This is a genomic window from Ulvibacterium sp., assembly GCF_965228935.1.
In the GTDB taxonomy this organism is placed as follows: domain Bacteria; phylum Bacteroidota; class Bacteroidia; order Flavobacteriales; family Flavobacteriaceae; genus Ulvibacterium.
The window spans coordinates 5,719,786-5,742,968 of sequence record NZ_OZ245846.1 but is presented as its reverse complement, the minus strand read 5'-3'; the positions used below and the strand labels follow the sequence as shown (position 1 = coordinate 5,742,968).

General features: G+C 43.2%; 16 protein-coding genes. 7 read left to right on the top strand and 9 right to left on the bottom strand.

All coding sequences use genetic code 11. The annotated features are described in order from the left end of the window. Positions 1–26: 26 nt before the first annotated feature. Positions 27–518: a 5-(carboxyamino)imidazole ribonucleotide mutase gene (purE, locus tag ACO06Y_RS24340; protein ID WP_422081669.1), complete on the bottom strand. Its 492-nt coding sequence runs from the start codon at positions 516–518 to the stop codon at positions 27–29. Continuing rightward, positions 511–1,674 (bottom strand): 5-(carboxyamino)imidazole ribonucleotide synthase, encoded by a 1,164-nt coding sequence (locus ACO06Y_RS24335; protein WP_422081668.1) that lies wholly within the window; start codon positions 1,672–1,674, stop codon positions 511–513. The genes purE and ACO06Y_RS24335 overlap by 8 nt, the downstream gene beginning before the upstream one ends. 127 nt (positions 1,675–1,801) lie before the next feature. Between ACO06Y_RS24335 and ACO06Y_RS24330 the strand changes: the two genes are divergently transcribed. From ACO06Y_RS24330 to ACO06Y_RS24315, 4 genes are all read left to right on the top strand, one after another. Further along, the gene (locus tag ACO06Y_RS24330; RefSeq protein ID WP_422081667.1) at positions 1,802–2,908 is read left to right on the top strand and encodes an adenylate kinase; all 1,107 of its coding nucleotides are present in this window, start codon (positions 1,802–1,804) and stop codon (positions 2,906–2,908) included. An 83-nt stretch (positions 2,909–2,991) separates the two neighbouring features. Next, positions 2,992–3,513, top strand: a complete 522-nt coding sequence (locus ACO06Y_RS24325; RefSeq protein ID WP_422081666.1) for a GNAT family N-acetyltransferase — start codon at positions 2,992–2,994, stop codon at positions 3,511–3,513. A gap of 51 nt (positions 3,514–3,564) precedes the next feature. Continuing rightward, a complete protein-coding gene (obgE, locus tag ACO06Y_RS24320) occupies positions 3,565–4,566 on the top strand; it encodes a GTPase ObgE (RefSeq protein WP_422081665.1) in 1,002 nt (333 codons plus the stop codon). 62 nt (positions 4,567–4,628) lie between these two features. Beyond that, the gene (locus ACO06Y_RS24315; protein ID WP_422081664.1) at positions 4,629–5,162 is read left to right on the top strand and encodes a DUF4136 domain-containing protein; all 534 of its coding nucleotides are present in this window, start codon (positions 4,629–4,631) and stop codon (positions 5,160–5,162) included. A gap of 121 nt (positions 5,163–5,283) precedes the next feature. On the opposite strand, the gene ACO06Y_RS24310 is transcribed toward ACO06Y_RS24315, so the two are convergent. Next, on the bottom strand, positions 5,284–5,664 hold the full coding sequence (locus tag ACO06Y_RS24310) for a DoxX family membrane protein (protein ID WP_422081663.1): 381 nt from the start codon (positions 5,662–5,664) through the stop codon (positions 5,284–5,286). Between the two features lie 213 nt (positions 5,665–5,877). Then, on the bottom strand, positions 5,878–11,964 hold the full coding sequence (locus ACO06Y_RS24305; RefSeq protein ID WP_422081662.1) for an alpha-2-macroglobulin family protein: 6,087 nt from the start codon (positions 11,962–11,964) through the stop codon (positions 5,878–5,880). Between the two features lie 232 nt (positions 11,965–12,196). Here ACO06Y_RS24305 and ACO06Y_RS24300 point away from each other — a divergent pair, with 232 nt between their 5' ends. Next, the gene (locus ACO06Y_RS24300) at positions 12,197–13,087 is read left to right on the top strand and encodes a tetratricopeptide repeat protein (protein WP_422081661.1); all 891 of its coding nucleotides are present in this window, start codon (positions 12,197–12,199) and stop codon (positions 13,085–13,087) included. Here ACO06Y_RS24300 and ACO06Y_RS24295 read toward each other — a convergent pair. The 5 genes from ACO06Y_RS24295 to ACO06Y_RS24275 form a co-directional block, all read right to left on the bottom strand. After that, positions 13,082–13,867 carry an SDR family oxidoreductase gene (locus ACO06Y_RS24295; RefSeq protein WP_422081660.1) on the bottom strand — a complete coding sequence of 262 codons (786 nt, stop codon included), beginning with the start codon at positions 13,865–13,867 and terminating at the stop codon, positions 13,082–13,084. The genes ACO06Y_RS24300 and ACO06Y_RS24295 overlap by 6 nt on opposite strands. A 54-nt stretch (positions 13,868–13,921) precedes the next feature. Then, positions 13,922–14,233: a cupin domain-containing protein gene (locus ACO06Y_RS24290; protein ID WP_422081659.1), complete on the bottom strand. Its 312-nt coding sequence runs from the start codon at positions 14,231–14,233 to the stop codon at positions 13,922–13,924. 172 nt (positions 14,234–14,405) lie between these two features. Next, positions 14,406–16,550, bottom strand: a complete 2,145-nt coding sequence (locus ACO06Y_RS24285) for an OmpA family protein (RefSeq protein ID WP_422081658.1) — start codon at positions 16,548–16,550, stop codon at positions 14,406–14,408. Between the two features lie 2 nt (positions 16,551–16,552). Then, positions 16,553–17,491 (bottom strand): type IX secretion system membrane protein PorP/SprF, encoded by a 939-nt coding sequence (locus ACO06Y_RS24280; RefSeq protein ID WP_422081657.1) that lies wholly within the window; start codon positions 17,489–17,491, stop codon positions 16,553–16,555. 22 nt (positions 17,492–17,513) lie between these two features. Next, positions 17,514–20,381, bottom strand: a complete 2,868-nt coding sequence (locus ACO06Y_RS24275; RefSeq protein WP_422081656.1) for a gliding motility-associated C-terminal domain-containing protein — start codon at positions 20,379–20,381, stop codon at positions 17,514–17,516. 258 nt (positions 20,382–20,639) lie between these two features. Here ACO06Y_RS24275 and ACO06Y_RS24270 point away from each other — a divergent pair, with 258 nt between their 5' ends. Both ACO06Y_RS24270 and radC read left to right on the top strand, forming a co-directional pair. Next, entirely contained in the window at positions 20,640–21,998 is a 1,359-nt protein-coding gene (locus ACO06Y_RS24270) for a UDP-N-acetylmuramate--L-alanine ligase (RefSeq protein ID WP_422081655.1), read from the top strand. 387 nt (positions 21,999–22,385) lie between these two features. Further along, positions 22,386–23,084 (top strand): RadC family protein, encoded by a 699-nt coding sequence (radC, locus tag ACO06Y_RS24265; RefSeq protein WP_422081654.1) that lies wholly within the window; start codon positions 22,386–22,388, stop codon positions 23,082–23,084. The last annotated feature ends 99 nt before the right edge of the window (positions 23,085–23,183 follow it).

The window sequence follows — 23,183 nt, the reverse complement described above, 5'->3', positions numbered from 1 at the left end:
CGTCAACCCACACGAGATAAGTATTTTTATTTCTTGTTTCGTACTTCGTTGGCTCCGTCGATGACTTTCTTTTTTAACCCTTCCTTGTAGAACACGATCTTATCCAGCACGCATTTATCCGAACTGCCTATGATCTGGGCGGCAAGGATACCTGCATTTTTGGCACCATTCAGGGCTACAGTAGCTACAGGTACTCCCCCGGGCATCTGTAGAATGGACAGTACCGAATCCCAGCCATCAATGGAATTACTGCTCTTAACTGGAACGCCTATTACCGGCAGCGGGGACATGGAAGCCACCATGCCGGGAAGATGTGCGGCTCCTCCGGCACCGGCAATGATAACGGAATAACCATTTTCATGGGCATTTTTGCTGAACTCGAACAGTTTTTCGGGTGTACGGTGTGCGGATACAATGTCTACATCCACTTCTATGTCAAATCCCTTTAGGATATCTATCGCTTCCTGCATAACGGGCAGATCGCTGGTACTTCCCATTACCACGGCTACTTTACTCATGCTCTTTGCTTATTACTTTTATGGTTTCCTTTACCTGTTGTGCTATTTCCCTTGCCCTGGAAACATTTTCGTTGACGATGGTCACATGGCCCATTTTACGAAAGGGACGCGTCTGTCTTTTTCCATAGATATGAGGGGTTACACCTTCCATTTGTAAAACCCGTTCCATATTTTCATAGGTCACTTCCCCGGTATGGCCCTCTGCTCCTACCAAATTGACCATAATGCCGGCTACCTTACTTGCTGTGTCTCCCAAAGGTAGATTTAAAATGGCCCGAATATGTTGTTCGAATTGATTGGTATAACTCGCCTCTATACTATAATGGCCACTATTGTGGGGCCTTGGCGCCACTTCGTTCACTAGGATTTCATCTTCCTGGGTCTGGAACATTTCCACGGCCAACAATCCTACATGTTTAATTTCTTGGGACACCTTCAGCGCTACTTCCCGAGCTTTCCTGGCTACGACATCATCAATACGGGCCGGGCAGATGACATATTCCACCTGATTGGCCTCGGGATGGAACTCCATCTCTACTACGGGATAGGTAGTGCGTTCGCCATTAACACTTCTTGCCACAATTACCGCCAATTCGTTTTTAAAGGGTATCATATCCTCCGCGATACATTCACCAGCGGGCAATCCTTTCAAATCTTCGATTTTTCGAACAATTTTAACGCCTTGGCCATCGTATCCAAATTGGGCACTTTTCCAGACAAAGGGGAAATGAAGTCCACCGTTTTCCAAACTGTCCTGTATTTCACTGGCATACGCAAAGCGCGAGAAAGGGGCGGTTGGGATACCGTGGTCTATATAAAATAGCTTCTGCTTGGCCTTATTCTGTATGGTACGTAAGGCCTTGGTAGGCGGATAAACTTCTATACCCTCATCCTCCAATTTTTCCAGGGCGTCCACATTTACATTTTCGATTTCAATGGTAAGAACGTCCACTTCTTTCCCAAAGGAATACACGTCATCAAAATCCATAAGATTTCCAAGAACAAATTCATTACAGGCAATCCGGCAAGGGGCATCCTGGGAGGCATCCATGACCCGGGTATAAATATCCCATTTTCGGGTTTCGTAAAGTAACATTTTCCCCAGTTGGCCACCGCCTAAAATACCTAGTTTAAAGTTGGAAGAGAAATAGCTCATTAGGATTCCGTTTTGCCATTGTTCGGGAGGCGATGCAAAAATACAATGAATTTCCAAAACAAAAGTGCCACTGCTCTAAAAGCAAAATCAAATTGGTATATTTGCCATCCCAGATAAAATTGCGGTGTTGATAAAGCTTCACGACAAATATTTTAAACCTTTTTTGACCGAGCGTCAGATTACGGAAGCGATTCAGAAAATTGCTGATGAAGTGGCGGCCGACTATAAGGACAAGACGCCTATTTTTGTGGGTGTACTAAACGGTGCCTTCATGTTCGTGTCGGACTTTCTAAAGGCGTATGCCCATTCCTGTGAGGTCTCTTTTGTTAAGTTGAGCTCCTACCAAGGACTCACTTCTACAGGTATTGTGGAGACACTTCTGGATCCTCCCGAGAACATTGAAGGCCGCAGTGTTATTATCTTGGAAGATATTATAGATTCTGGCCGTACATTACAGCAATTGGTTCATTTATTTTCCAGTTCCAATGTAAAGGAGTTCAAGGTAGCCAGTCTATTTTATAAGTCGGAAGTCTATAACGGGGAATACACCATAGATTATGTGGGTATTGAAATCCCCGATAGATTTATCGTAGGCTACGGTCTTGATTACAAGGAACTGGGCCGAAACCTCAAAGAAGTATACCAATTAAACCAAAAGCATATGATAAACCTTGTATTGTTCGGAAAGCCAGGTGCCGGAAAGGGGACACAGGCCGAATTTTTAAAGGAAAAATACAATTTAAAACACATCTCCACCGGGGATGTATTCCGTTACAATATTAAGAATGGTACGGACTTAGGGACTTTGGCCAAATCTTATATGGATAAGGGTGATTTGGTACCCGATGAAGTGACCATTAATATGTTGCGCGATGAGGTTGACAAAAACCCGGAAGCTAGCGGGTTTATTTTTGATGGTTTCCCAAGGACCAAAGCACAAGCGGAAGCTTTGGATAAATTATTGGAAACCAAGAATATGAAGATCAATGCTACTATTGCTTTGGAGGCCGATGATGAGGTTTTGATACAGCGACTTTTGGAACGCGGTAAGGTGAGTGGCCGTTCGGACGATCAGGACGAGGCCAAAATTCGCAACCGTTTTGAGGAATACAATCAAAAGACAGCCCCCTTAATGGATTATTATGAGGCCCAGGGCAAATTCCATAGTGTAAGCGGTATTGGGGCCATTGATGAAATTACCATGCGATTAGGCAAGGTAATCGAGGAACTCTAAACTTTTGTTTACTTCAAAAAGGGACTTTTGGGCCGATTTTCAGTCGCTCACGATTATAACAGTTTGATGTTTTATAAGCTGGGATGAATTTTGATATTCAACCGTTTTTGGAAAATGATTTGGTGAGCATAAGACCCTTAAGGGGAGAAGATTTTGAAAACTTGTTCAATGTGGCATCCGACCCCTTGATATGGGAACAGCACCAAAACAAAGACCGCTATACTTTGAAGGAATACACCCGGTTTTTTGAGGAATCCATGATATCTGGCGGTGCCTTGCTCATACAGGATAAACTTTCTAAAGACGTTATTGGGAGTTCAAGGTTTAAGATAGTGGACGAAGTTGAAGAAGTCGTAGAAATAGGATGGTCATTTTTGGCCAGGGATTATTGGGGCGGCCTTTACAACCGAGAGGTTAAGAAGTTAATGGTAAATTATGCCTTGAAATCCTACGGAAATGTTGTTTTTTATGTGCATCCCCAAAATTTTCGTTCTCAATGTGCACTTGAAAAAATCGGAGCGAAAAGGTTAAACGAAACTAAGAGACCTTGGATATTACCTGAAGAAGAAGGGGTTACCTATGTTATTTCAACCCCACTTAAGTAAATTGACTTAACATGGAAGGTTCCCATCTTTTGGGAGTATGAAATTAGATGTATGACCGAAGGCAATTTTGTTGACTATGTAAAAATTCATCTGACCTCGGGTAAGGGAGGCCAAGGTTCCACACATCTTCGTCGGGAAAAATATGTGGCCAAGGGCGGTCCGGATGGTGGTGATGGTGGTCGTGGGGGCCATATCATTATTCGGGGGAATGCCAATTTATGGACTTTGGTCCATTATAGGTTTCAAAGACATTTTAAGGCAGGTCATGGAGGACATGGTGGAAAACAGACCAGTACCGGGGCCAATGGGGAAGATATTATATTGGAGGTGCCTTTGGGCACTGTGGTTCGGGATACCGAAACCAATGCTATCCTTTTTGAAATTACCGAGGAAGGAGAAGAAAAAATTGTATTGAAAGGAGGTAAGGGCGGTTTAGGGAACTCCCATTTTAAAAGTAGTACCAATCAAACCCCTAGATATGCCCAATCGGGTCTCCCGGGTGAGGAAAAGCGAGTGACCTTGGAATTAAAGGTGCTGGCCGATGTGGGTTTGGTGGGTTTCCCCAATGCCGGAAAATCCACCTTACTTTCGGTGGTCACCTCGGCTAAGCCCAAGATAGCAGATTATGAATTTACGACCCTAAAACCCAATCTCGGCATTGTGAAGAACCGGGATTTCCAGAGTTTCGTCATGGCGGATATTCCTGGAATCATTGAAGGTGCAGCTGAAGGCAAGGGTCTGGGCCACTACTTTTTACGCCATATAGAACGGAATGCTACCTTACTTTTTTTAATCCCAGCGGATAGTAAGGACATTAGCAAGGAATATGAGATTCTTTTGGATGAATTACGGCGCTATAATCCCGAACTGTTGGACAAACAACGGCTAGTGGCGATTTCTAAAAGTGATCTTTTGGATGAAGAACTCATGGAAATGATGCGTACGGAACTGGACAGGGATTTTAAGGAGGTACCCTATTTGTTTATTTCCTCGGTTGCACAGCTAGGCATTCAAGAGTTAAAGGATAGGCTTTGGGTTATGCTCAACAGTTAATCGAATATAGCGCTGTATGCCAAGGTGTTATTCCTTTTTTAAGTATTTTTAGGGAAAGAAACATGATGAAAACAGCAGGATACATTCTTCTTCTACTTCTTTTGGGTTCTTGCAATGCTATTCGGGTCAATTACGACTACGACAAGGCTACCGATTTTTCGAACTATACTACGTTCAATTATTATCCGGACATGGATACCGGGCTTAGTGAATTGGACAATAAAAGACTGTTTCGGGTATTGGATATTGCCCTGCAATCCAAAGGGTTGGTCTTTTCCGAAGAACCGGATTTTCTCATCAATATACAAAGTAGCACATTTCAAACGCCCCGTAACAGCAATGTGGGCTTAGGAGTTGGCGGTGGTGGTGGAAATGTCGGTGGTGGTGTTTCCATTGGTATTCCCGTAGGTAGAGCCAACCTGGAACGCCAGATTCAATTCGATTTTGTGGATAACCAAAAGGATATGCTCTTTTGGCAGGCGATTAGCGAAAGCTCTTTCAGGGAGGATGCCTCTCCCCAAGAGCGTGAGCTAAAACTCAAGGAAATTGTGGAGAAAGTGTTATCCAAATACCCGCCGAAAATAAAAGGTAAATAGACCGTCTAGAAAGTTCTGTGCTTCATCTTTGTGAGCGAGGAGGCAATTTATAAGTTATGAATAATAACTTATTTTGATTTTCTAGACGGCCTACCTTGGTCTTAAAATTAGTTTTCCTGCATCAGCCCTTGAGTAAATCCTTGTATTGGTCTTTGTACCCAATAAGGACAACGATGTTCATGACCAGTAAAAATAAAGCCCCGTAGATACTTCCCGGCTCCAAAATAGCATGGAACAACACGGCATTTATAGAGACGCTCATTAAGATAAGGGCCATCAATGCTCCATACTTGTTCAATAGAAAGGACAAACCTGCCAAAATCTCCACAAGAGCTACCAAGTACACTGTCTTTGTACTTGCCAATCCACCCATGTAGCCCATTGCAGCTTCACTCATGGAACTATTGTCCATGGGCATGAAATGAAAAAATTTATTCAGCCCGAAGACGAGCACAAATAGGCCGAGAAGTATTCTGACGACCATAAAAACTTTTGAATTCATATCTTTTGGTTTTGTTGTTATAGTATTAAATATAGTGAAAATCAGTAAGTAAGGGGAAATTGCAAGAATTAACTAAGTCTTTTTTGAAGGTTTATCGTTAAGGAGAGTAGGTAGTATTTCGTTCCAATTTTTAGTAAAAAGCTCGGAATTCCCAACTTTCTGTCTTCAGAGTTTTTTTAATTCTGTTTTCGCCAAACTTCGGACTTCAATTGCTTATCTTCCACTGCCGGCCGTTACCCTTACCCCTTCACTATGACTGCTAAACTCCGGGGCATACATACTTTGAATTGTGGTAATACCATTGCTAAAATCCCCGGCATTGTTGACCCGAAGATCATACTCGAATACATATACACCTTTGGGCAAATAATCGAAGAAAAAGTTAGTGCTGGCATCCTTGGTACTTTCGTAATAGCCTAACCCATCCTGCCATTTGTAACCGGAAAGTACAGTAATGGGTTCAAGCCCTGCCGCCCGCATATCCTTCATATGGATAAATTCCATATCCCTGTCGGCCTTAAGTTCTATGCGCACGCGTATAAGGTCTCCCACTTTTAAGTGAATGGAAGTGGTTATTGCCGAAATTTCCTCGCCCGTGTTCATATTCCTTTTGAGGAAGAGTTTCTTTTTGAGTCGTAATGGAGTCTCCGCGGAAGTAATCTTATCCAAGTCTTCAAAGTATTGCCAGTATAACCCGCCCCAAGCAATGCCTGCTCCCTTTTTCACAAGCGTAACACTGGCCATTTCTGATTCCACTTCCTTACCGCTCCACGAGGTTTTGTAGTACCCCGTTCCGGCTTCCATCTTTACATCATCGACTTTGGAGGGTTCTATCTTTTTCTTTCCAACGGACACCTCTACCGTTTCGGTAAGGGATAGCCAATCGTTACCTTGCAATAAGAGGGCATAGACCGCCTCTGTTGTGGCTTTGGTGGTTTCCCATTGGTTGGTCTGTTTATGCTTTAGCAACCACACCTTCAACTTGTCAACGGTCTTGGAATCGTTATCTATTTCAGAAAATGCCTCTATCATTAAGGCTTGTGTTTCTATAGGGGCTTGGTACCAATGCCAAGAGGCGGTATTTTCCTTCCAATACATGCCCAACTCCTCATTGGAGATGCTATTTTCCCTTAAAGACCTTAAAATTTTGTTGGCCGAGGTTCGGTCATTCATGCGATAAAGGGCCAAGGCCAGCATCCCTTTGGAATACAATCCTTTTTTTGCCCAATATTTTTGTGCTTGTCCCCGATAGTAGGCCAAAACTTCATCCACTTTTTTAGAGGTCTTGATGTCCTTGAAAAAACTACGCATGTAGAGGTAATGGATTTGCATTTGACTAAGATGGTCATTCTTAGGGTTTTTGGCATACTTTTTCATCTGTTCGTATTCGCTTACGAATTCAGAATCAAGGTATTGAAGGGCGCTTTTAAGCATTTGTGACACACGATTGTCGATATTCGCTACCTTCAAATGGTTCAAATGCCCTAATCCGGCGATGATATGTTGTGTAATATACCGATTGCCCCGCCCTCCCTTGAACCATGCCCAAGCCCCGGAAGACATCTGGTTCTGTTGAAGCCTGTTCATGGAATTGGCCTGCTCGTTCCGCAAGGTATGTAGGTCGAATAACAGGGCAATTCGTTTTTTTTGTTCGGTTTCCGATTGGGCATCGCGCAACCATGGAGTTTCCTGAATCAAAAGTGACTTCAGTTCGGAATTCTTTTCTAGGTTACTTAATAACGCATCGGAATTTAGCCATTGGTCAAATACCTCCCGTATCCTTGGATTGCTATTGGCAATATGGCCGGCCAAGGTATTCGCATAATACTTTGCGAAGATTTGCTCGTTGCACTCATAGGGATACTCCATAAGATAGGGTAGGGCCTGTACCGCATACCAGGCGGGGTTGGAGGTGATTTCCAAGGTCAGTTTATGGTTGCTAAGCGTGGTAGAGGTATTGTCCCGTAGCTTGTCCAAAACAAAGGTTTTGGTCTGATTACCACCGACCCACATAGGTAAGGTCTCGGTCACCAGCATTCGATTGGTCAATACAGGAAGCACGTTTTGTTCCCCATCGCTAAAATCCCCTGCTTTGGCCAATATAGTGTACTGTACAGCCTGTATCCCTTCGGGAATCTTTAAGCGCCATGAGACTTGGGTATTACCCAACGAATCAACTGAAAACTCCTTTTTTTCAACTAGTGCGGCAATCTCTCCGGAAGAGGAAGAGGTAAAGAATAACTTTTTGGTAACATCTTCACCGGTGAGGGCATCGACCAATTGGAGCTTGGCTTGGCCGGAAAGCTTTTGATTTGTAAGATTGGCAATCTTGGTGCTTATGGTAATTTCATCACCTTCACGTAAAAATCGCGGCGCATTGGGGATGACCATAAGCTCTTTTTGCGTTACCGCTTCCAAGGCGGTATATGTACTTTGAAGGTTCTTGTCATGGGCCAACAACTGTAATTTCCATGTGGTCAAGGCTTCTGGTGTAGTGAAACTAAAGGATACATTGCCTTCCCTATCCGTGCGTAATTGTGGAAAGAAAAATGCGGTTTCTTGAAGGTTTTTACGAATGGCTACGGTGCTAAAATCCGCTTCTTTTCTTACTCCTTGATTTTCTTCGGATGCCTTGTCAAATTCCGCAATCCCGGCAACATTGCCCGAAAGATCGTTTTCCACCATAGCTACTTCATTCACGGCAGCTACCTCTTCCATTACTTCCATGGCAGCTGGAGGCGCACTGGATTTCCGCACCAGATCGCTGGCAGTTCCGCGGATTCTTAACCCATACCCAAAATGGAACCCGAACCAATCAAAAGTATCATAATGCCGGGGTTGGTAGTTGTATCTGCTGGAAAAATCATAATATACCCGGAAACCTTCCGTTCCAAAACTTCTATAGGCATTACTATAGACATTGGAATAGTAGGTAGGCCGATAATCCAAGCCGGCATCCCAAGAATGTCCGCGAAAGGCATCCAAGGAAGCATCGTACATACTGGCCAACAATTCGGCAGCTACCTTATCGCCTTTTGGCCCTTTTAGTTTAAAAGTCCAGGTTTCGGCAGTGTTTGGTTGTAGTTTGTCCCGAAACGTAACCGTTTCGATTTCCAAATCGGTTTTGGGATAGGGTACAGGAACCGCCAAAGAGCCAGAAGTAAAGGCATTGAACGCCGAGAAACTGTAATGGATCGCAAAGCCGCCCAAATCGGATTGTGTAACCGGGAGGGTAAAGCTTTGGACATTTTGGTTCAATCGGATAATTCTTGTATCGACGATTTTTCTATCTTTTTCCACGTTTACGCTTACGGAAAGATCTTTTGCGGCCGAGGCCAACGTAATTTTTACCCGTTCACCAATTTGATACTCGGATTTATCAAGTTTTATATCGAACAATTGGTTGTCCGCCAAAGCGGCATCTTTCTCTACAAAGAGTGTTGTTATGGTCTTGGCCTTTACCACCTGGCCAAACTTGTCCTGGGTCTGAAGTTCCAAAATGTACTTGCCCGATTCCCATTTTTTGGAAGTGTCCAAGGGAAATTCCGTGGATTTTCCTGTATCAAAATCAGACTCCCAGACTAATTTTCCTTTGGCCCAGGTGGTAAAATCGTGCTCGTTGGAATAGGCATCATGCGGGAAAAGCTTCCTAAAACTGCTTTTGTCCCAGTTTTGGTAATCGGGTGCGGCCCAAGGTCGATTGCGAAGCACGTATTTTGGAGGTTGTAACTTGTACATTTTAAGGGCGCCCTTCGTATCCACGGCTTGGCCGTTTAGATTGGTGGTCGTTATTTCAATGGTATGGTCTTTTGCATTTTTGTCCAGCCGGTCCGAAATCCTAATATCGGCATTGAGGCTGTGGTAACCTACACGGACAATACGGGTGGCCGTATGCGTTTCACCATTGATATCGGTTACGTCCGCGGTAATTTCATAACTAAATGTCGGCAGATTATTCCTCTCAATACTATTGTCCGGGATTGCCTTGAAATTAATGGTATAATTCCCTGAAGCATCGGTTACTGTACTGCCATGAGCGATTTCTTGTGGAGAGGTATTGAAGTAAGGCCTACTCCAATAATACCATCTTGGAAAATAAACGACTCGGCTTACGCGGTAGGCTACTTGGGCATCGGTAATGGCACTGCCCGCATACGCAGTTGCCGTGCCCTTTACAGTAATACTGTCGTTGACCTTATAGGTTTCCTGTACCGGTTCAAAAGAGGTTTGAAATTTAGGTCGTTTATACTCTTCCACGGAAAAGTCCGTAGTGCCATTGATTTTGATGGATTTTGAACTTGCCTGTAATGAAAAACTCCCGGTAAGTCCATTGGCAGGCAATATAAATTTTCCGGAAAACGAACCAAATTCATTGGTCGTTACCTCCAACTTGGCCATTTCTTGATAATTTACATTCCTTAGACTTACCGTTACTGGGATATTGGACAAGATTTTGGACACATCGTTTTCCATTGAAACGGCTATTCCCTTAAAATAAAGTACTTGTCCTGGTCTATAAATACTTCGATCGGTAAACAAAAAAGCGGAATTATCTAGGGAACCGAGAATTCGTGAATTTGATTTTGAACCGATATAATATTCCCCAAAATGGGCCATATCGCCATTGTAAACCGCCTTTATGCCTATAGAGGTCCAGCGCTTGGTGCCCAGTGGAATCCGTACCGCACCCTTATCATTGGTGGTAAATGTTTCGGTCAGAAACTTACGGTCGTAGTTCTCCTGATAGGTAAATTGTAGCTTAGCACTTTCCAGAGGTTTTCCATTATTCCTATCGATGAGTTGAAATTGATGATGCTCCGGGGTCTGGGTTTCTACCAAGGCCAAATTTGTTACCTGAATCTTGGCATAGGCGAACGTTTTATTTACATCCGCTTTAGGAACGGCCAAAAGGATATATTGTCCATTGCCTAATTTAGGCAGCAAGACTTCAATATCATGTCGCTGGAAATCGTTTTCATTTTTCAATTGGGCCTCCCAATTTTTAACGGCGGATAGTTTTTTGATAAAGTTCAGTTGTTCGGATTCCGGATACAGGGTATTCAGTTTTTTGATATCGTTATTCGATGCCTCATAGGCTACAAACTGAAGTTCATCCAAGTTTTTGTAGTTCACCAATATTCGGGAAGGAGAATCAATAGGGATATGCTGTTCCACGGTCAATTGCAGGCTTTTCGAAAGAATTTCGGATCGTAGGGCCTTGCACTTTTCGGCACCTGTACTTTCAGGAAATTGCGCGATAACCGATTCACAAAGCGTCAGCGCTTCTTTTAGCTTCCAGCGATGTTCCTCTTTGGATTTGGATTGGTACGAGTTTCCCCATTGATTGTACAATAAAGCAATTTCATATCGGTACAAACCGGATACTTCATGGTGACTTAGGTTTTCGGCAGAGTTTTGAAGAACATCGAGATAGGCTGCATCCTTATTTGGGAAAACCGCATTTTGATGAATAAATCGTAATCGCTCTATATCCACATCTACCAAGGCTTCCAATCGTACATCCGGAAAATGAAACTTTGTAAGTTCTTGATAAATTTGCAAGGCCCTGGACTGTAGGGAGGTCTTGTCCGTAAAATCAATGGATAGCTCCGTAAATTGATAGGCCTCGCAAAGTAATTTCGGGTTGTCCATTTCAAATTTGTCCGCTGGTCGTGTTATGGTGTTTTCAGGAGTTTTATAGAATTGTAGGGCGGTATGGGCTAATAGGTCGAATAGGGTTGGGCGATAGATTTCAGAACCCTTTTGTTTGGTCAGTATTTCCTGGAATTCGTTCACATTTAGGGTCTGCAATTTTGACGGATTCTCCAACGAAGCGGTAAAATGTAGATGGATTTCTTCAAAAAGGGTGGTCAAGTCCCAAGTACGGAAGTCGATACTGTCTACTTTGACCTCCGTTTTGGTACGATCATAGAACCGATAGCGGTTCTGTTGAAAATACTGCCAATACAGATTTCCTAGGTAGCTTTTCAGTACATTTTTAACGGGGAACGCTGCCTTTTGGATTTCGGACTTAAAATCGCCTACAATCTTCAATTGGGCGTCTTCTTCCAATGTTAGGGCGTATTTGGAGGTGTACAGTAATGCCTTTACTACTTGGGGCGAACGGCCTTCTTCCTTCGCCTTTTCGGAAATGGATTGCACTACCTTCAAGGCCGATTTGGTCAGCGCCTCGTTTTCCAGTTTTTCCACTTGCCTCCAAAGTGCTTGGTACGAAGTATCACGTTGTGCATTTGCCATTGAAAATTGGAGTATCGTAAATAGTAAAACCAGGTATCTCATTTTAAATTTGTTCTGCCCTCATTATACGGTCTGTTTGCTTCAAAGGAACTTGGGACCATATTATATAAAATTAAGCAACAAATGTGAGCAAAACTTGTGCCATACGAAAGTTTAAATGAGTAAACGAAGCCTCCGAATGAGTTTGAATGACTATTTGGAGGTTTGAAAACAATATTAAATAAATTAAGGGATGGTAAGGACTACCGACAAAACATCAAAGTTTCGGATTGCCATGAAACACTTTCTTTTCCTACTGGTTTTCATTAAATTGTCTGTATGCGGGGCACAGAGCACGGAAGTTGATGTAAATCAACTTATCGAAAGAAAGAAATACGTCCAAGCCGAGACCGAACTTCTCAAGGAAATTCAAGTCACGGCAGATAAGGATACCAAGGATAGGCTAGGGGAGGTTTATGGCTATCAGGGCAAATGGGACGATGCCATTGCCATTTACAAGGAGCTTACAGAGGCCTATCCACAGGTTGCGGACTATGCCTTTAAATATGGAGGCGTTTTGGCCAAAAAAGCCCAAAATAGCAATAAGTTTAAGGCCCTTACCCTAGTAGGAAGAATTAAGGAGAATTTTAAAAAAGCCGCCACTTTGGATTCAAGTTCAATAAAAGTGCATTGGGCTTTGGTAGATCTTTATATAACCTTGCCGGGCATTTTGGGGGGGAGTACTTCCAAGGCTTTTGACTATGCCAAAAAATTGAAATCCATATCCCCTATCGATGGCTATTTGGCTATGGGCTATGTACATGAATACGACGAAGAATCTGAAAAAGCGAAACAGGATTATTTGTATGCCTTGAGTCTTATAGGCGATTTAGGAAACATAGAACGAAACCAGCTACACTATCAAATCGGGAAAATTTGTGGCGAGTACGGTCTTAAATTGGACGAAGGGGTGTACCATATGGGGCAATACATCAAAAATTATACACCTCTGGATGGTGTGCCCTTAAAATGGGCCTATTTTAGAATGGCAAAATTATATCGCAAGAAGAAGGACAAACCTAATGCCCAAAAATGGATTGCCAAAGCATTGTATATAGATATTGAATTGGAACCCGCCCTGGAAGAGCAGAAAAAAATCAAGGCCATGGACACGTTGGGGTCATAGACTTTTTAGCAGGCCGCCGTCAATCGGGATTGAAGTACCGGTGATATACGCGGCCTTATCCGAAGCCAAAAAAGCGACCAGGTATCCATATTCCTCGGGTTTCCCAATTCGTCCCAGAGGAACCCGGGACTCCATTTCTGAACGCACCTCGGCAGTGGAAACCCCCAGTTGTTCTGCTTTTTTTGCATTGAGTTGCGCAATGCGGTCTGTATCAAAATATCCGGTGAGGATATTGTTTACCGTAATGTGTGCAGCGCCTGCATCCGTTGCCAGGCTTTTAGCCCAGGTAACCACTGCCGCCCTAATCGAATTTGAGAGTGCTAGATAGGAAAGAGGTTCCCTGACGGACACGGAGGCCACATTAATAATACGTCCCCATTGATTTTGCTGCATTTGTTTTAAGGCCAGCTCCGTAGTAAACACAACGGTCTTGAACAATAGGTCAAAGGCCTCCTGATAATCGGCTGTATGTTTTTCCAAAGTATTGCCTGCAGCCGGCCCCTGGGTATTGTTAACCAAAATATCCACGGAATTGTTCTCGAAATAGTTGGAAATAATCTTTTTGTAGGCCTCAAAATCATTGAAATCCACCACCAAATAGTGATGTGATTGCCCTTGGTCGATAGGCAAATCCGAGACAATTCCCTTTAGTTTTTCCTCGCTACGGGACATCAGGGTTACACTGGCCCCACTTTCCGCCAACTGAAGGGCAATCGCCTTTCCGATACCACCACTACTTCCTCCGACCAAAGCCTTTTTTCCTTTTAAATGTATCTCCATGTCTATTTTAAGCTACGTAAATGCCCTTTCGTTTTTAAAGGACGTACTATGCCATTACTTGTATTCCTCCCGTACCGGGCTAAAAACATCCATTAACCTACAGGCGGTCAAAGCCTTTCCTTTATGGGGTGTATTTGGTGGAATTACCACCATATCATCCTTTTCATAGATTTCGGTAATTCCGTCCAAAGTAAATTCGAATTTTCCTTGCAAAACCTGCATCACCTGCTCGTTTACATGGGAATGCAAAGGTACTTTGGCACCTTTTTCCACATTCCAAAAGGCGATGCTCATATTCTGGGTATGCACAAGTTTCCCATGGTAGCCGGGCATGATTTCCTTGGAAGGGATATCGGCGAGGTTCATACTACAAATTCTATTTAACGAATATAAAAAGAATCCATTCAGGAAAGAAAACCTCGGAAGGTTTTCAAAACCTTCCGGGGCCTAAACTATTTATCTCGATTTTATGATGACTTTTTCGATAGGCCTGTAGGTTTCAACTAATGCTTTGATCTACGGAAATGGTTCCGTCCTTTTATTCCCATTTAACAATGACAAGCTCACAGCGTCTGTTCCACTCGTGATCTTCCTCCGTACAGCTTTCTACAGTCTCGCATTTTACAATGGGTCTAGATTCACCGTAACCTTTGGCTATGACCCTGTCCTTTGCAATACCGTTTTCAACAAGAAATTCTTTAGCTGAGTCGGCCCGCTTTTGGGATAGTCTTCTGTTGTATTCACTATTGCCCCGGATATCGGTATGGGTACCTATTTCAAGAACAATCCCCGGATTGGATTTCATAATTTCAATGACCTTGCCCAGACGTTCACGGGATTCTCTTCTGAGATACCACAGACTATAATCAAAGTGGATTTCCTCGGTTTTGATAAGGGTTCGTCCTTCTTCCCGCACAATGGCTTCCTCTTGCTCTATGGCTTTTTCAATCTTTTGTAGACGTTCTTTTTCTGCTTTTTTCTCTGCGATTTTTTTCTTCTCCTCTTTTTCTTTTTCCATCCTTAGACGTTGTTCCTCGGCCAATTTTTCCTCCTTTTCTTTTCTTTCGGCCTCGGCAAGGGCTATTTTTTCGGCTTCTTCCCGCTTTTTTTTAAGTGCCAATGCTTTTTGTTTTTCTCGCTCCTCCAAGGAAAATAAAGTCAGGGAACCGTCTTTAATGGCATTTCGTTCCTTATCTGTTAAAACGACTTTGAAATTGTCTTCGTACCCTTCTTTTTCCGCCTCTATTTTATATTCGGCCGTACATTGCACCAAAAACTTAAAAGCGGCGTCCTGCCCCGTGGTAAGCGTCTTTATCACTTTTCCTTCAACATCCAACAGACTTATTTTTCCCTTGGGAATCGGAAGATTTGTGGTCTTATCTGTCAAAACTCCGGCGATAAATTGCTTACAGTTCTCTATGATAAGCGGTTTGTTCTCCTTAAAGGAATACAGGTCATCACTACCTTTTCCTCCGGGGCGGTTGGAAGAAAAGAAACCTTGTTTTTCATTGGGGTCCAAGGAAAGGGAAAAATCATCATAACCACTATTTACGGGTAAACCTAGGTTATCCGGTTTTTGAAAAACTCCATTTTCGTTTTTCGCGATAAAAACGTCCAATAGGCCGTAACCCGGGTGTCCATTTGAGGAGAAGTATAAATTACCAGCTTGATCCAAAAAGGGGAATTGTTCTTTCTTGTCCGTATTGATGTCTTTTCCAAGATTGATAGGATTCCCATAAGATCCATCCGATTGTATGTCGACGTAGTAGAGATCAAAAGACCCAAACCCGCCTTCTCGGTCGGATGCAAAATACAGTTTTGTTTCATCTTCATTTAACGCTGGATGTTCCGTGGAAAACGCATTGTCATTAAAGGGAAGTTCAACACTGTTTTTCCATTCCCCGTCTACCCACTCCGCTTTGTATATCTTAAGATGTGTAATTTTTTTCGGGTCGGTCTTTTTTTCGCTGTTTCGGGTAAAGTAGATGGTTTTTCGATCTTTGGTAAAGGCAAAAGTACCTTCGTGCATCTTGGTATTGATCGTATTGGACAAGGGAATGCTCAAGCTATCGCCCAGTGTTAACTTGTGTATGGGGTGTGAGTAGATGTCCAGGTAATTTTGGTTGTTCCATCGATACAGTTTTGGAACGGCGCCAGATTTTTTCCTAGAGGCCGTGTATACTAAGTTCGAATCCACTAGTACGGCACCAAATTCTGAGGTAGACGTATTGATATTTAGATTTTCAATAGCGAAACGCTCACCAATGGCACTAACGTTTTCCAAGTACACAATTTCTTTTTTGAGCTGGTCGACTTTGTCCATTTGGTTCCTTTGGGCATAGAAATCCAATAAAACCGTGTTCGCTTGTTCATAGTCACCAATAGCTTTCAAAGACTGGTTTAACTTAAAATGATAGCTCTCATCCACATTTTCTCCATAGTTTGATATCAAATAGGCATACCATCGTGCGGCGGCTTTCATGTTATAGGTTTTGTAATAACAGTCAGCCAGGTTTTTGATGAGCTCTGAACTCTTGTTGCGTGGTAGCAATGCCTCGTATAAAGGAATCGCATCGCTATAGAATGCCCTTTCAAAATAGGTATCCGCGCGCTTCAACTCCTGCTGGCCCAAAATCGGGGTCAATGCATTTACCACAAACAGTATGAATAGTAGCTTTCTCATAACTAGTAGAATCTGGGAGATTTATCATATCCTTTGCCCATACCCAATAGATCCAGATCAAATAGAACAAAAATTTCATGCGACCCGGAACTAAAATCGCTTAAGTTGGATAGTGTATAATCGTAGGCGTACCCAACACGAAGGGCCGGTAGAACGGATAAGTTGAACATGGCGCTTACAGAGTCCTCCAAACGGTAGGACAAGCCTCCCTCAAACCGATTGTTGAACAGAACGTTCAATGAAACATCCATGGTCAAGGGCGAACCCTTCACCATTTTTACCATTGTGGAGGGTTTGATCTTAAGGTTGGGATTTAGTTCATATACATAACCGGAGGTGAAGAACGTATGTATTTCCTCGGAACCGATACGGTTAATGCCATCTTTGTTTTCAATATGGGTGGAGGTCAATAGATTGGGTATGGAAAGTCCTGCATAGAAATTCCCGCGATGGTAAAAGGCACCTATCCCGACATTGGGGAAAGTATTGTTTAAATTCTCATTAAAGGCGGGGTCGTCCTGGAATTCCGGAAGCATAAATCCGTTGAAATTCGTTTCAAAAGTGGTAATTCCACCTTTTAATCCAAGGGAAAGATTACTTTTTTCATCCAGTTTTAGGATATAGGCAAAGTCGGCATAAATATTATTTTCCTTAAGGGCCCCGTCACCAATGTCATCCGAAATAAAGGATAATCCTATCTCGATTTTTTCACTCATAGGTATATGTGAGAAAAAAGTCAGTGTCTTTGGGGCACCCACGGCATCGTTCCATTGTGAACGATAGAGCAGACCAAAATTCAACATTCCCAGGTCATTGGTGGTGTAGGCTGGATTGATTACGTTCATGTTGTACATGTACTGCGTGTATTGGGGATCTTGTTGTGCGTAAACGCCAATCTGGACCAATAGCAGAACAAAACTTATGTACAGTGTTTTTTTCATTATTCCCATTTTGCCATTTGGTCTAGCGGTTAAGGTATAGACGCCCCTGTTTCGGGTCATTTCCTTGTTTATTGAATTCGATGACATAGAAATACACGCCGTTGGGAGCCTTGTCCCCATCCCAAGCGGGATTGTTTCTATCACCCTTAAATAAGGTTGATCCGTACCTATTCAGGATTTCCAAGGTAAAATCCGGAAATATTACTTCTATATTGGGTATAAAGAAGGTATCGTTCCTACCGTCGTTATTCGGAGAAAATCCGTCCGGAATAAAGAATCCGTAATCCTCGGGATTACAATTACTCAATTCAACAGTTACGGGAATACGTTCGGGGTTTATACAGCCCGTATCGGGATCAAAACTTTCTGCATAGTAGGTTGTGTCCTCGGTTAGAAGTACATCGTTGGTCAATGGATTGCCATTTTCCGGACTTGTATACCACAATACCTCAAATGGGTTGTTACCTTCAATATCCCTTAAATCGGAAACCGTGGGATTGTCCAGACCACATAAAGCAAGATTCGTAAGTTCCAGGGATGGAGGTTCAAGATCGAATACCGTAGGTGCAATTTCCAATCGTTCCGTACTTAAACATTGACCGTCCCCTTCGGTTGCCGCATAATAACTCTGGCCATCCACCAGTACTACTGAATTTTCAAGAACGTTGCCTCCCGACACTGCATCGAACCAAACTACGGGAGAGGCACTTGAGATGACCGCGTTCAAATCACCCACTGTAGAATCATCCGAGGCACAAAACAGGGGATTGGGATTGGATGCTACAGGCATTGCGGGATCGACCAAAGTAACGGTTACCCGTATTCTATCGGAACCCTCACAATTATTTGTCGGGTCGATGTTTGAAATATAGTAGTCCTCGCCGTTTGTCAATGTGGTATCCAACGGCAGGATATCCATATCGGTCTCCGTAGCATAAAACAGAATCTCACCAGTGGCAGTAACCTCAATGTTTTCCAAAGTGGGCAAATCCGGTGCATAGGAGCTTAGGCATATAATCTGTTGCGCTTCGGCTATGGGAAGGTCCGGTATACCCTCTATGGCAAAGTTTTCGCTCAGCTCAAAGTCGAATATCAACCTACAAGGTGTTGTATCGTTCTGGGCACTTCGAACACTGGCCGTGTAGTTCCCTTGCTCAAGGGAGGCCACATCCAATTCATAGGAAGCCGTACCGCCGGTAAAGTTGATGGTATTGGTAATTGCCACCTGACCCGTACTCATTTGTGTTACGTCATAGGTAATAGTGTATGAACCATCGGATAGGATCGGTGCATCTACCGTGACTTCGATTTGGGTAGCATCGCAGGAATTATCTACAAGAAGATCCAGATCTATGGGAGGAGGGGTAGGGGTTACGGAGAATGTATCCGTTATTTGACAGCTTAAAGGAAATCCACTTGCTACATCCAGGCTTATTTCATATTCCCCGGTTTCGGTGATTTGGGCAGCGGGTATGGAAAAAGTGGCGCTTCCCGAGCTAAAGGAAACATCATTCAACGTAAAATTGGTAATCGCACTGCTAGGAGCGGTGAGTGTATATATAACATCATAATTGCCATTGGCAATATTTGACGAAGCGTCATAAATATTCGTTAAGTCCACCGAAGGGGCTTCCCCCTCACAGCTATCCATTGCATTGGCAGTTAGATCGGTTACAATAAATGAAATTGGAGGTACTTGTATATCGGAACACACATTTACTCCAAGGGAAGTAATGGTCAAAGTTGTGGGCTCATTTAGGTTTATGGGATTGGCATCGATTTGGAAGTTTCCTGTTCCATCGTTGTTGAGGGTCAATGATGCCGAATCCGTTTCCGTACCGCTAGCGGAGGTCAAGGAATAGGTTGCCGTGTAGGTTCCGCTTGCTATTAAGGAAGTGTCGTAATTTGTTATTTCAATGGTATACTCCGAGGGCCCTTCGCAATAGTTGACAGTGGCCATGGTACCCTGTAAAACCGGAAGAATAACTACATCCACTGCCGTGGTGTTTACCGTACAAACCGCATGTGAGGGAAATACGGTGTATCTAAAAGTAAATGTACCTGAGGTATGCGTATCCCGTATTGCTTCTACGTTAATAATATGGTCGGTAAGATCGTCCAATTCATTGGTAAGGGGCCCTTCGGACCATGTCCCGTTACTGTCTTCATCAAATAATAGGGCGTCCAGATCGTAATTGGTAAGGCCCGACAAATCATCCGTTGTACATACCACTAGATTTGAACCAATCCCGGAATTTGCAGGTCTTTGTACTTCCAATAGCAATCTCACCTGACGACTGGGGCAAGTAGCCACCACTGGTACCGTATGCGTAAATTCGTAAATGCCCGGCCCAGCGGCCTCGGCGTCAAAAAAGTTCTCATTCAAATGCGGTATGGCCTCTGGGGTAATAGCGGCCCAAGTCCCATTAAAATCCTGGAATTTTCCTTCGGTCTCGTCCCCAATATAGCTATGTAGGTTAACAGCCGAATTATCCCCACATGCATCGGCGCTCCCGTCTATATTATCCTCTCCTGGGTACCCTCCTAGATTTATGGTCACAATGGCGGATTCACCGCATGAATCATTGGTGTAGGTAAATTGGTGGACTCCCGAATTTTTGACCTCCCAAAGGTTCACTATTCCATTGGTGCGATCTAACGCGAAAAAATTGGCGGGATCATTGGTAGACCAAATGCCCCCTGGGGTAGGGGTTCCATTTAGTTTATCGAAAAGGGTATAGTTCTGTGTGGCAATATCGGTATCCTTCTCGCAGACAGTTACCGTATTATCGGTACCGGCACATTGTGCCTTGATGTTTTGGCTAAAGCCCAATAAAAGAAGACCTAGAACCCATAAAAAAATGGTCTTAGGTAAGTTATGGTCGGTCATTTCGGTTTCTTTGAAAGCTTCAAACGTTTACGCTGCTCTTTCAAATGTATTTGTGATATAAAGGTTAAAGAAAAGAATGTTGTGAATATGCTGTAATGAAAGGTGAATCCTACTAAAACTGTTAAAAACAAATCGTTCGTTTTGCATTTCATCGAATTTTTTTAACCATTTGACGGATATTTTGACGAACATGACTACACTTTTTAGATGTAAAACCTTTACTGGCAATCGCTATCTTTGAATTATTTTTCATTCTTTATGAATATTCATTTTATTGCCATAGGTGGTAGTGCCATGCACAATTTGGCCTTGGCCCTGCACCATAAGGGATACACGGTTACCGGTAGTGATGATGTTATTTTTGAGCCCTCCAAAAGTCGGTTGGAAGAAAAGGGTTTGTTGCCCGCTGAATTTGGGTGGTTTCCCGAAAAAGTAACCGATGATTTAGATGCCATTATCCTAGGGATGCATGCCAAGCCGGACAATCCCGAATTGCTGCGGGCGCAGGAACTGGGAATACGGATTTATTCCTATCCGGAATTTTTATACGAACAGTCCAAAAACAAGACCCGTGTGGTTATTGGGGGAAGTCATGGAAAGACCACCATTACCTCAATGATTTTACACGTGCTCAATTATCACGATAAAGAAGTGGATTATATGGTGGGGGCCCAGCTGGATGGATTTGAGCGAATGGTCCATTTAACGGAGGGTAACGATTTTATTGTTTTGGAAGGGGATGAATACTTATCCTCGCCCATTGATAGGCGACCTAAATTCCATTTGTACAAACCTAATATCGCATTGTTGAGCGGCATTGCCTGGGATCATATCAATGTGTTTCCCACCTTTGAGGATTACATAGAGCAGTTTCGGATTTTTGTGGACAGCATTGTACAAGGAGGAAGTATAACCTATAATGAAGAGGACAACAGGGTTAAGGAAGTTGTGGAGGCCTCCGGGAATTCCATTCGAAAATTACCCTACCGTACCCCATCGTATTCGGTAGAGGATGGCCAGACCCTCCTGGAGACTCCGGAAGGAGCAATGCCCATAGAAATCTTTGGAAGACACAATCTTAGTAATTTGGCCGGAGCCAAATGGATTTGCCAAAACATGGGGGTGGACGAGGATGATTTTTATGAAGCTGTAGCTACTTTTAAGGGAGCTTCAAAGCGATTGGAAAAAATAGCCGAGGGTACTTCCAGTACAGTCTATAAGGATTTTGCCCATGCGCCGAGCAAGGTTTCCGCTACCACCAAGGCGGTGAAGGAACAATACCCAGATCGGCGACTGGTTGCCTGCTTGGAACTCCACACCTATAGTAGCTTTAATGCAGAATTTTTGAAAGGGTACAGAGGGGCCCTCGATGCCGCGGATATAGCCATTGTCTTCTATTTACCCGAATCCGTTAAAATTAAACGATTAAAGGAAGTGACTCCCTATCAGGTTGTTGAAGCCTTTCAACGGGATGACCTTGAGGTTTTTACCAATGCATCCCAATTTCACGATTTTATTTTTGACCAAGATTTTGAAAATTCCGTATTGTTACTGATGAGTTCGGGAAATTATGGCGGATTGGATTTGGATGCAGTTCGGCAAAAGGTTTCCAAATGAGTTTAGGTCTTGGTCGGAAGATTTGTCATGTTACCCTATGATGGAACATGTTTTGACCTGTACAAAGCATGTTCGGCATAAAAATACACGTTTTGTTAGCTCGTATTTTTGGAATACTTAGACGTAAGGCTTCCCTAGTATTACTAGCTATTATGCTAGGGATGTCCAACGCCATTCTCGAGGAGGATAGGACACTATATGATACCAGGAGCTATTTGGAAGAACGGGAACTCCCGTCCGATGATGATCCTTATTGATTGCGACGTTTAAAAAGTTTACTTCTTTTGCTTCTCTCCAAGATTTCCTTTTTGCTGCCACAGCGAATTTTTTCTATTGATTTCGTGATGGATTCCAAGGATGAAAACATTAGTTCATTATCTTTAGCAAATGCGAGAAAAGCCTACTACTTTTTCCATAAAACATTGGGCCGATGATGACAAACCACGGGAAAAACTGGTGCAAAAAGGGAGGTTGGCATTGTCCGATGCGGAGTTGGTCGCGATACTCATCGGATCCGGGAGCAAAAATGAGAGTGCAGTAGAACTTTCCAAACGTATTTTGGCATCTGTTGGCAATAACCTGAATGAGCTCGGAAGGCTATCCACAAAACAATTAATGCAGTTCAAAGGAATTGGTGAGGCAAAGGCGGTCACCATAGCGGCAGCCTTGGAAATCGGTCGAAGACGAAGAGGGGAGCAGGCCCTTAAGATTTCAAAAATTGAAAGTAGTAGGGATGCTTTTGAATTGCTCCACCCCAGAATGGGAGAGTTGGAACATGAAGAATTTTGGATTTTATACCTAAATAATGCAAATAAGGTCTTACATATGGCCCAATTAAGTAAAGGCGGTATTACGGGTACATTGGTCGATGTACGTTTGGTGATGAAACAAGCCTTGGAATTGGGTGCCGTGGCCTTAATATTGGCCCACAATCATCCATCGGGAAATTTAAGGGCGAGCAAGGCGGATAAAGAGATAACACAAAAGTTACAACTGGCTGCCGGTGCCCTTGACATCAAGGTGTTGGATCATTTGATTATTGTCCAGAAGGACTATTTAAGTTTTGCCGATGAAAAAATATTGTGAGGGTGTTTCGGGTTTCTCCGGGGTGGGATTTCAAATTTAGTCCGGAACCCCATAATAAAATGGAGCAAAACCTACAGCTTTTTGTATTGAAATTTTAAA

Bases quoted from the DNA above. Each gene is read 5' to 3' on its own strand.
- purE (WP_422081669.1), bottom strand. From the start codon at position 518: ATGAGTAAAGTAGCCGTGGTAATGGGAAGTACCAGCGATCTGCCCGTT.
- ACO06Y_RS24335 (WP_422081668.1), bottom strand. From the start codon at position 1,674: ATGAGCTATTTCTCTTCCAACTTTAAACTAGGTATTTTAGGCGGTGGC.
- ACO06Y_RS24325 (WP_422081666.1), top strand. From the start codon at position 2,992: ATGAATTTTGATATTCAACCGTTTTTGGAAAATGATTTGGTGAGCATA.
- obgE (WP_422081665.1), top strand. From the start codon at position 3,565: ATGACCGAAGGCAATTTTGTTGACTATGTAAAAATTCATCTGACCTCG.
- ACO06Y_RS24315 (WP_422081664.1), top strand. From the start codon at position 4,629: ATGATGAAAACAGCAGGATACATTCTTCTTCTACTTCTTTTGGGTTCT.
- ACO06Y_RS24310 (WP_422081663.1), bottom strand. From the start codon at position 5,664: ATGAATTCAAAAGTTTTTATGGTCGTCAGAATACTTCTCGGCCTATTT.
- ACO06Y_RS24305 (WP_422081662.1), bottom strand. From the start codon at position 11,964: ATGAGATACCTGGTTTTACTATTTACGATACTCCAATTTTCAATGGCA.
- ACO06Y_RS24300 (WP_422081661.1), top strand. From the start codon at position 12,197: ATGAAACACTTTCTTTTCCTACTGGTTTTCATTAAATTGTCTGTATGC.
- ACO06Y_RS24295 (WP_422081660.1), bottom strand. From the start codon at position 13,867: ATGGAGATACATTTAAAAGGAAAAAAGGCTTTGGTCGGAGGAAGTAGT.
- ACO06Y_RS24290 (WP_422081659.1), bottom strand. From the start codon at position 14,233: ATGAACCTCGCCGATATCCCTTCCAAGGAAATCATGCCCGGCTACCAT.
- ACO06Y_RS24285 (WP_422081658.1), bottom strand. From the start codon at position 16,550: ATGAGAAAGCTACTATTCATACTGTTTGTGGTAAATGCATTGACCCCG.
- ACO06Y_RS24280 (WP_422081657.1), bottom strand. From the start codon at position 17,491: ATGAAAAAAACACTGTACATAAGTTTTGTTCTGCTATTGGTCCAGATT.
- ACO06Y_RS24275 (WP_422081656.1), bottom strand. From the start codon at position 20,381: ATGACCGACCATAACTTACCTAAGACCATTTTTTTATGGGTTCTAGGT.
- ACO06Y_RS24270 (WP_422081655.1), top strand. From the start codon at position 20,640: ATGAATATTCATTTTATTGCCATAGGTGGTAGTGCCATGCACAATTTG.
- radC (WP_422081654.1), top strand. From the start codon at position 22,386: ATGCGAGAAAAGCCTACTACTTTTTCCATAAAACATTGGGCCGATGAT.